Genomic DNA, 6069 nt, shown 5'->3' with positions numbered 1-6069 from the left:
GAATGATGTCACGCTGAAAATGCCGGCCTTTGAATGGGTTCATGTGCAGCTCCATCAGCAAAAGGGGATGATAAGTTTATCACCACCGACTATTTGCAACAGTGCCAGTGAAATTACGCGCAATCTCTCGACGCGCCTGGATAGAGTCTTTATACATAGCCTCTCCGCTAAATCTGAAGTTGATTAAAGCCGGGCAGCAAAAACTGCCGGTAACAGCGATCAGATCTGGCGGATGCTGGGAGGACGGTAAATGATGTCCGTGGCCTTAACCGGGCTACGAAGATCGGCAAGCGGCAACCATCTGTCTGTTACAGGAGAGAGGGAAATCTCTACAGAGGGCGGCTGCTCAGGGGTTTCATGGAAATGGTCTGTCTGATGATGGCCTGCGTGGCCAGACTGAGGGATATCCGAATCGTGAGAGTGATCCTGCATTGACATGGTGACTTCTGCGTCATGCAGATTCATCTCGTAGCCTGTCAGGCCGTTTGTACCGTGCGACGCAAACGTCACCATCGACGACATCATCATGCCAATGGCCATGATGACGATCATCAGAACATAACGGGGCGAACGTTTAAACATCGGGTACATCGCTGATTGCTTTCCTCAATAGACAATGACAACGGTATAAAAAGATTAGCATCCCCCCGGGGAGGATGTAAGGGCTGGAATGTAAAGTCTTGTATTGGCGATATGAATAAAAAGGCCCGCATAATGCATCAGCGACCGGGGCGACCAGAATATAAGCAAGCATCTTCATTGCCAGCGCCGTTCCCGACTCCCCCTGCCCTGTCGCCCGCCAGCAGGCCCAGTGCAACGGTAGCAAGACCGGTACCGATAAGAGCAATTATGAGCACCATAAAAAGATAGCGATATGTACGGTTAGAAAGACTGAAAATATGTAGCAATCTCTACCATATGTATTAATCTCTACACTATGAAACTACATATCCTTATTCTGACACTGCCCACTGAGCAGGCCACATTACGTATGCGTGTCTGGCGGGCATTAAAAAATACCGGTGCCGCCATGCTGCGCGACGGCGTTTATCTGTTGCCTGAAGCGCAACAGAGCCATGAGATTTTTAACGAGATGAGTCGTGAAATCAGCGGTGAGGGAGGAACGGCCTTTGTTTTTGACGCAGAGACTTCCGACGAAGAGAAAATTCGCCCGTTATTCGATCGCTCTCAGCAGTACCTGATCCTGATGGAGAGCCTTCAGGTTTGTAAAAACGACCTTAATGAGGAAACCGCGGTCAGCCAACTGAAGATGGTAAGAAAACTTCGTCGCGAGCTGGATCGGATTGTGGCGATTGATTTCTTTCCTGGTGAAGCGCAGGCGCAGGCCATTTTTGCCTTGTCAGAACTGGAAGCTGGCATTAACAGGTTCATCTCTCCCGGAGAGCCTCATGCCGTCAGTGGCTTGCTGACACGGCTGAAGCCTGAGGATTTTCATAACAGGATCTGGGCTACGCGTCGCCGGCCATGGATTGACAGGCTTGCCAGCGCCTGGCTTATACGGCGTTTTATCGACCAGGATGCGCAGTTTCTCTGGCTTAAGGATGGCAACGATTGCCCGGAAGAGGCGGTGGGGTTTGATTTTGATGGCGCGACCTTCAGCCACATCGACAATCGTGTGACCTTTGAAGTGCTGATGGTCCGCTTCGGGCTGACGGGGGATGCCCTGAATGGTCTGGGGATGCTTGTGCATTACCTTGATGTTGGCGGGGTTCAGCCCCCCGAAGCCGCTGGCGTTGAAAGTGTACTGGCAGGATTGCGTGAAAGCATTACGGATGATGACACATTACTCACAGCGGCCTGTTCGCTGTTTGACGGTCTGTTAACGACGTTTGAAATGAGGTCCGGCCATGATGAACAAAACGGAGTTGCTGACGCTGGCAGAGGAAAACGTTAAGCCCAAGCCGGTCCCCCTGAAGGAGGCGTTCTGGTTCTGGATGAAGCTGGGTTTTATCAGCTTTGGCGGTCCTGCCGGACAGATTGCGATCATGCATCAGGAACTGGTCGAGAACCGGCGCTGGATTTCCGAGTCCCGTTTTCTCCACGCACTCAATTTCTGTATGGTGCTGCCCGGTCCGGAAGCTCAGCAACTTGCCACCTACATTGGCTGGCTGATGCACAGGACCTTGGGCGGAGTGATAGCGGGTTTGTTATTTATCCTTCCCTCACTTTTTATTCTTATCGCGTTGTCGTGGATCTATATCGCCTGGGGAGACGTTGCCATTATTGCCGGTATCTTTTACGGCATTAAACCCGCCGTGGCGGCAATCGTGCTGCAGGCGGCGCATCGCATCGGCTCCCGTGCGCTGAAACACGGTGCCCACTGGGCCATAGCTGCTGCGGCTTTTGTGGCCGTTTTCGCCCTGAACGTTCCTTTTCCCGTCATCGTTATTTCAGCAGCGATAACTGGCTTTATCGGCGGACGCATCGCGCCGGAAAAATTTCACAGCGGCAGCGGGCATAACAAACAGGAGAAAGCCGCCGTTGATGCTGCGGTTATTGACGATCATACGCCCGTACCGGCGCATGCCCTGTTCAGCTGGGCGAAACTGTTAAGGATTGTGGCAGCGGGTGCACTGCTCTGGCTTATTCCCATGACGGTGCTGACGCTGGGGCTGGGCTGGGCGCATCCGGTGACGCAGATGGGCTGGTTCTTTACCAAGGCTGCGCTCCTTACCTTCGGTGGGGCCTACGCCGTCCTGCCATACGTTTATCAGGGTGCTGTCGTCAATTTTGGCTGGCTGACTGCCGGGCAGATGATGGACGGGCTGGCGCTGGGAGAAACCACGCCCGGCCCGCTGATTATGGTGGTCACGTTTGTCGGATTTGTGGGCGGGTATACCCATGCCGTTTTTGGCGCGGATATGCTGTTTGTCGGCGGCGCCGTTGCCGCCTGCATGGTGACCTGGTTTACCTTTCTCCCGTCCTTCATTTTCGTGCTGGCAGGCGGGCCGTTTATCGAAACGACCCACAACAAGGCGGGTTTCACGGCACCTTTAACCGCCATCACAGCGGCCGTAGTGGGCGTCATTGTTAATCTGGGGCTGTTTTTTATCTGGCATACCGTATGGCCGGAAGGCGCAAAGGGAGGGATCGATATCCCTGCCGCCCTGATTGCCGTCGCCGCTGCGTTTGCGCTTTTCAGATTAAAATGGAAGGTTACGCACGTTATTGCCATGGCGGCTCTCGCCGGGCTGATACTCCGCCTGACCGGGCTGTCAGCTGTGTGAAAAGGGGCAGGTTATCCTGCCCCTGATTTATCAGATAACCCGTTTGATGTTCAGGTAGTCGCCGGTTGTATCAAGCTGGATCGTGATGGTCTCAGAACCACGATTTCGCCAGAACCAGCCATGTTTACCCTCGAACGCGGCCTGTAAAACGCCGTCTCCGGATGTGATCTGCCGGGCTTTACCATAGCCATGGTAGAAGCCTTTCGGGGCGTTGACCGGATCGCCGTGCGCATCCACGTTTACCGGTCCGGAACTTGTCCACTGATAGGTCACGCGGGCATCTTTGCGCATTTCCAGTTTAACTTCAGCAGCTTCGTTAGGCTTCAGGGTGATGAGCATCTGATGACGTTGCGAGCCAGCCGATGGTACTTCCGGCGCGCGCGTGGTCGCCGGAACGCTCAGCTCCGGGTAGGTGTTCTGCGTTATTGCCGGAGGATTATCCGGGATCGGTCGCTCATTAACTGGCGCAGCCAGCTGTCCTTGCTGAACAGCGCTGGCCTGATTATCGGCATCAGCTTCTTCGGCAAGCTGCGTTTTGATTTCTCCCATCTGCTTAAGCCCCAGTAAACGACCCACGCCAGTAGGATCAATGCCGTATTCCGAAGGCATGACGACGGTGATCAGCAGCGTCAGCGCCACGATGGCGGCGAGGATAGTGGACTGCATCAGTTTGATGGCAGAAGGTAATTCTGCGCGTGTTGGTAAATCAGTGTTGTACATTGTTTTGTCTCCCTCAGGCTAAAATGTAGCCACAAAGCTGGTAACTCATTAACAGAAATCCCGCGCTCATCATCACCACATTGGCGGTATAAGCGTGTCGGAAAAAGCTCGCCGTTTGCCGCCAGTAGCTCATAACGATCAGGATGGCGCTCAGCGCGAGCAGCTGGCCGATCTCAACGCCAATGTTGAAGGCAATCAGGTTGACAAACAGGCCATCGGGAGAGATTTCGAATTCCTGGATTTTGGTTGCCAGACCAAAACCGTGGAAGAATCCAAAGATGAGCGTCGCAAGCTTCGTGTTGGGCTGAACGCCAAACCAGCGCTGGAATGCCCCGAGGTTATCAAGCGCTTTATAGACCACGGACAGCCCGATAATGGCGTCAATAAGGTAAGCACTGACGCTGATATCAAAGAAGGTGCCGATGAGCAGCGTCGTTGAATGCCCGATAGCGAACAGGCTAACGTACAGCCCGATATCACGCATTTTGTAGAGAAAGAAAATCACCCCGAACAGAAACAGCAGATGATCGTAACCGGTCACCATGTGCTTCGCGCCAAGGTAGATAAACGGGATGATGTTCACCCCGGTGATTTCCTGGATGTACCCTTTGTCGCCTTCCGCCACGCCGTGCGCATACGCGCCCTGGCTGTAGAAAAGCAGTAACAACAGGAAAAACAGACAAGCCGAACGCGCCTGAGCTGAAAGCAGGCGAGCGCTCAACCGGCCCTGTGTATCAAGGCTGGTATACATAAAAATCCTTACATGTTGAATAATAACGAATTAGCAGAAGTTATTACGCAGACAGGATTCTCGGAGGGCGTTCGGGGGTGGACTGCGGCATTTGCAGTATTTGTTCTGAACTCAACGCATATATCACCCGCATGCCCGGATTCCATGCGTGCAGAGTAGGCAGAGCAAAGAGTTTATTCAGATCGTGGGAATGATCGGCATTGAGGTGATGCACGCTACCGTGGGAGTGAAACAACAATGGATCGTGCTCATTCAGTGGTTCATCGCTGTCGTGTTGATGGTCACTGATGGACGTTGTTTCCTGAACGCTGTATGCAGCCTGTGGCTTTGCCATAAACGAACTGCTCAGCACGGCAACAGCCATGATGATAAGCACGATTCTGGAAATGACTTCACGGCTGATAAACACAGTTAACGGCATCCTGATGATACAAAGTAACAACGTGCGTAATGTATCCGCTATGCTGGCTTGATTTCAATAGTTGTTTTGAGTTTGGTTTTGTCTGAAATGTTCAACAAATCCTGCCGTCCACTTCTGGCACAAAGCGGACAGTGATCACCGTTCTTACGACTACTTTCTGACTTACTTCGTGACTTGCCCTAAGCATGTTGTAGTGCGATACTTGTAATGACATTTGTAATTACAAGGGGTGTAAGACATGGGTAGCATTAACCTACGTATTGACGATGAACTTAAAGCGCGTTCTTACGCCGCGCTTGAAAAAATGGGCGTAACTCCTTCTGAAGCGCTTCGTCTCATGCTCGAGTATATCGCTGACAATGAACGCTTGCCGTTCAAACAGACACTCCTGAGTGATGAAGATGCTGAACTTGTGGAGATAGTGAAAGAACGACTTTGTAATCCTAAGCCAGTACGTGTGACGCTGGATGAACTCTGATGGCGTATTTTCTGGATTTTGACGAGCGGGCACTAAAGGAATGGCGAAAGCTGGGCTCGACGGTACGTGAACAGTTGAAAAAGAAGCTGGTTGAAGTACTTGAGTCACCCCGGATTGAAGCAAACAAGCTCCGTGGTATGCCTGATTGTTACAAGATTAAGCTCCGGTCTTCAGGCTATCGCCTTGTATACCAGGTTATAGACGAGAAAGTTGTCGTTTTCGTGATTTCTGTTGGGAAAAGAGAACGCTCGGAAGTATATAGCGAGGCGGTCAAACGCATTCTCTGAACCAAAGCATGACATCTCTGTTTCGCACCGATGGTGACACTTCTGCTTTGCGTTGACAGGAGATGTATGGGTCCACCACATATTGCAATTTTTACTCTCACGTAAAATATAGTCCACTGGCGTCATCAGTTCGAGTGATTTATGTGGCCTTTTGCTGTTATACA

Annotated in this window: 9 protein-coding genes and 1 pseudogene; 5 read left to right on the top strand and 5 right to left on the bottom strand. The window is 52.0% G+C overall.

The window, feature by feature from the left end:
* Window positions 1-187 (top strand): hypothetical protein (locus BV390_RS31365; RefSeq protein ID WP_206098742.1); only part of this gene is annotated, 187 nt, incomplete at its 5' end.
* A 32-nt stretch (window positions 188-219) separates the two neighbouring features.
* Here the strand turns inward: BV390_RS31365 and BV390_RS29850 are convergent.
* Window positions 220-591, bottom strand: coding sequence for a hypothetical protein (locus BV390_RS29850; protein ID WP_004196359.1), 372 nt, complete (start codon window positions 589-591; stop codon window positions 220-222).
* Window positions 592-937: 346 nt separating this feature from the next.
* Between BV390_RS29850 and BV390_RS29845 the strand changes: the two genes are divergently transcribed.
* Together BV390_RS29845 and chrA are read left to right on the top strand one after the other, a co-directional pair.
* Entirely contained in the window at window positions 938-1915 is a 978-nt protein-coding gene (locus tag BV390_RS29845; protein ID WP_004196334.1) for a chromate resistance protein ChrB domain-containing protein, read from the top strand.
* Window positions 1872-3248, top strand: a complete 1377-nt coding sequence (gene chrA, locus BV390_RS29840) for a chromate efflux transporter (RefSeq protein ID WP_004196363.1) — start codon at window positions 1872-1874, stop codon at window positions 3246-3248. Before BV390_RS29845 ends, chrA begins: the two co-directional genes overlap by 44 nt.
* Before the next feature lie 30 nt (window positions 3249-3278).
* Here chrA and BV390_RS29835 read toward each other — a convergent pair whose 3' ends face one another.
* The 4 genes and pseudogenes from BV390_RS29835 to ydfV all read right to left on the bottom strand — a co-directional run.
* Window positions 3279-3968 carry a hypothetical protein gene (locus BV390_RS29835; protein WP_004196322.1) on the bottom strand — a complete coding sequence of 230 codons (690 nt, stop codon included), beginning with the start codon at window positions 3966-3968 and terminating at the stop codon, window positions 3279-3281.
* A 13-nt stretch (window positions 3969-3981) separates the two neighbouring features.
* Entirely contained in the window at window positions 3982-4719 is a 738-nt protein-coding gene (locus tag BV390_RS29830; RefSeq protein ID WP_008460272.1) for a HupE/UreJ family protein, read from the bottom strand.
* A 43-nt stretch (window positions 4720-4762) separates the two neighbouring features.
* Window positions 4763-5128, bottom strand: a complete 366-nt coding sequence (locus BV390_RS29825) for a hypothetical protein (RefSeq protein WP_009651956.1) — start codon at window positions 5126-5128, stop codon at window positions 4763-4765.
* Window positions 5129-5255: 127 nt separating this feature from the next.
* Window positions 5256-5354, bottom strand: a pseudogene (ydfV, locus tag BV390_RS31765) (protein YdfV); the annotation flags it as partial.
* 24 nt (window positions 5355-5378) lie between these two features.
* Here ydfV and relB point away from each other — a divergent pair.
* On the top strand, window positions 5379-5618 hold the full coding sequence (gene relB, locus BV390_RS29820; protein ID WP_004196370.1) for a type II toxin-antitoxin system antitoxin RelB: 240 nt from the start codon (window positions 5379-5381) through the stop codon (window positions 5616-5618).
* A complete protein-coding gene (relE, locus tag BV390_RS29815; RefSeq protein ID WP_000323025.1) occupies window positions 5618-5905 on the top strand; it encodes a type II toxin-antitoxin system mRNA interferase RelE in 288 nt (95 codons plus the stop codon). Before relB ends, relE begins: the two co-directional genes overlap by 1 nt.
* Window positions 5906-6069: the final 164 nt, after the last annotated feature.

Origin of the sequence: Klebsiella sp. YJ, assembly GCF_002108615.1 — a bacterium.
In the GTDB taxonomy this organism is placed as follows: Bacteria; Pseudomonadota; Gammaproteobacteria; order Enterobacterales; family Enterobacteriaceae; genus Klebsiella; species Klebsiella planticola.
Note: the sequence above shows the minus strand (reverse complement) of the source record. Positions and strands in the feature narration are given on the sequence as shown.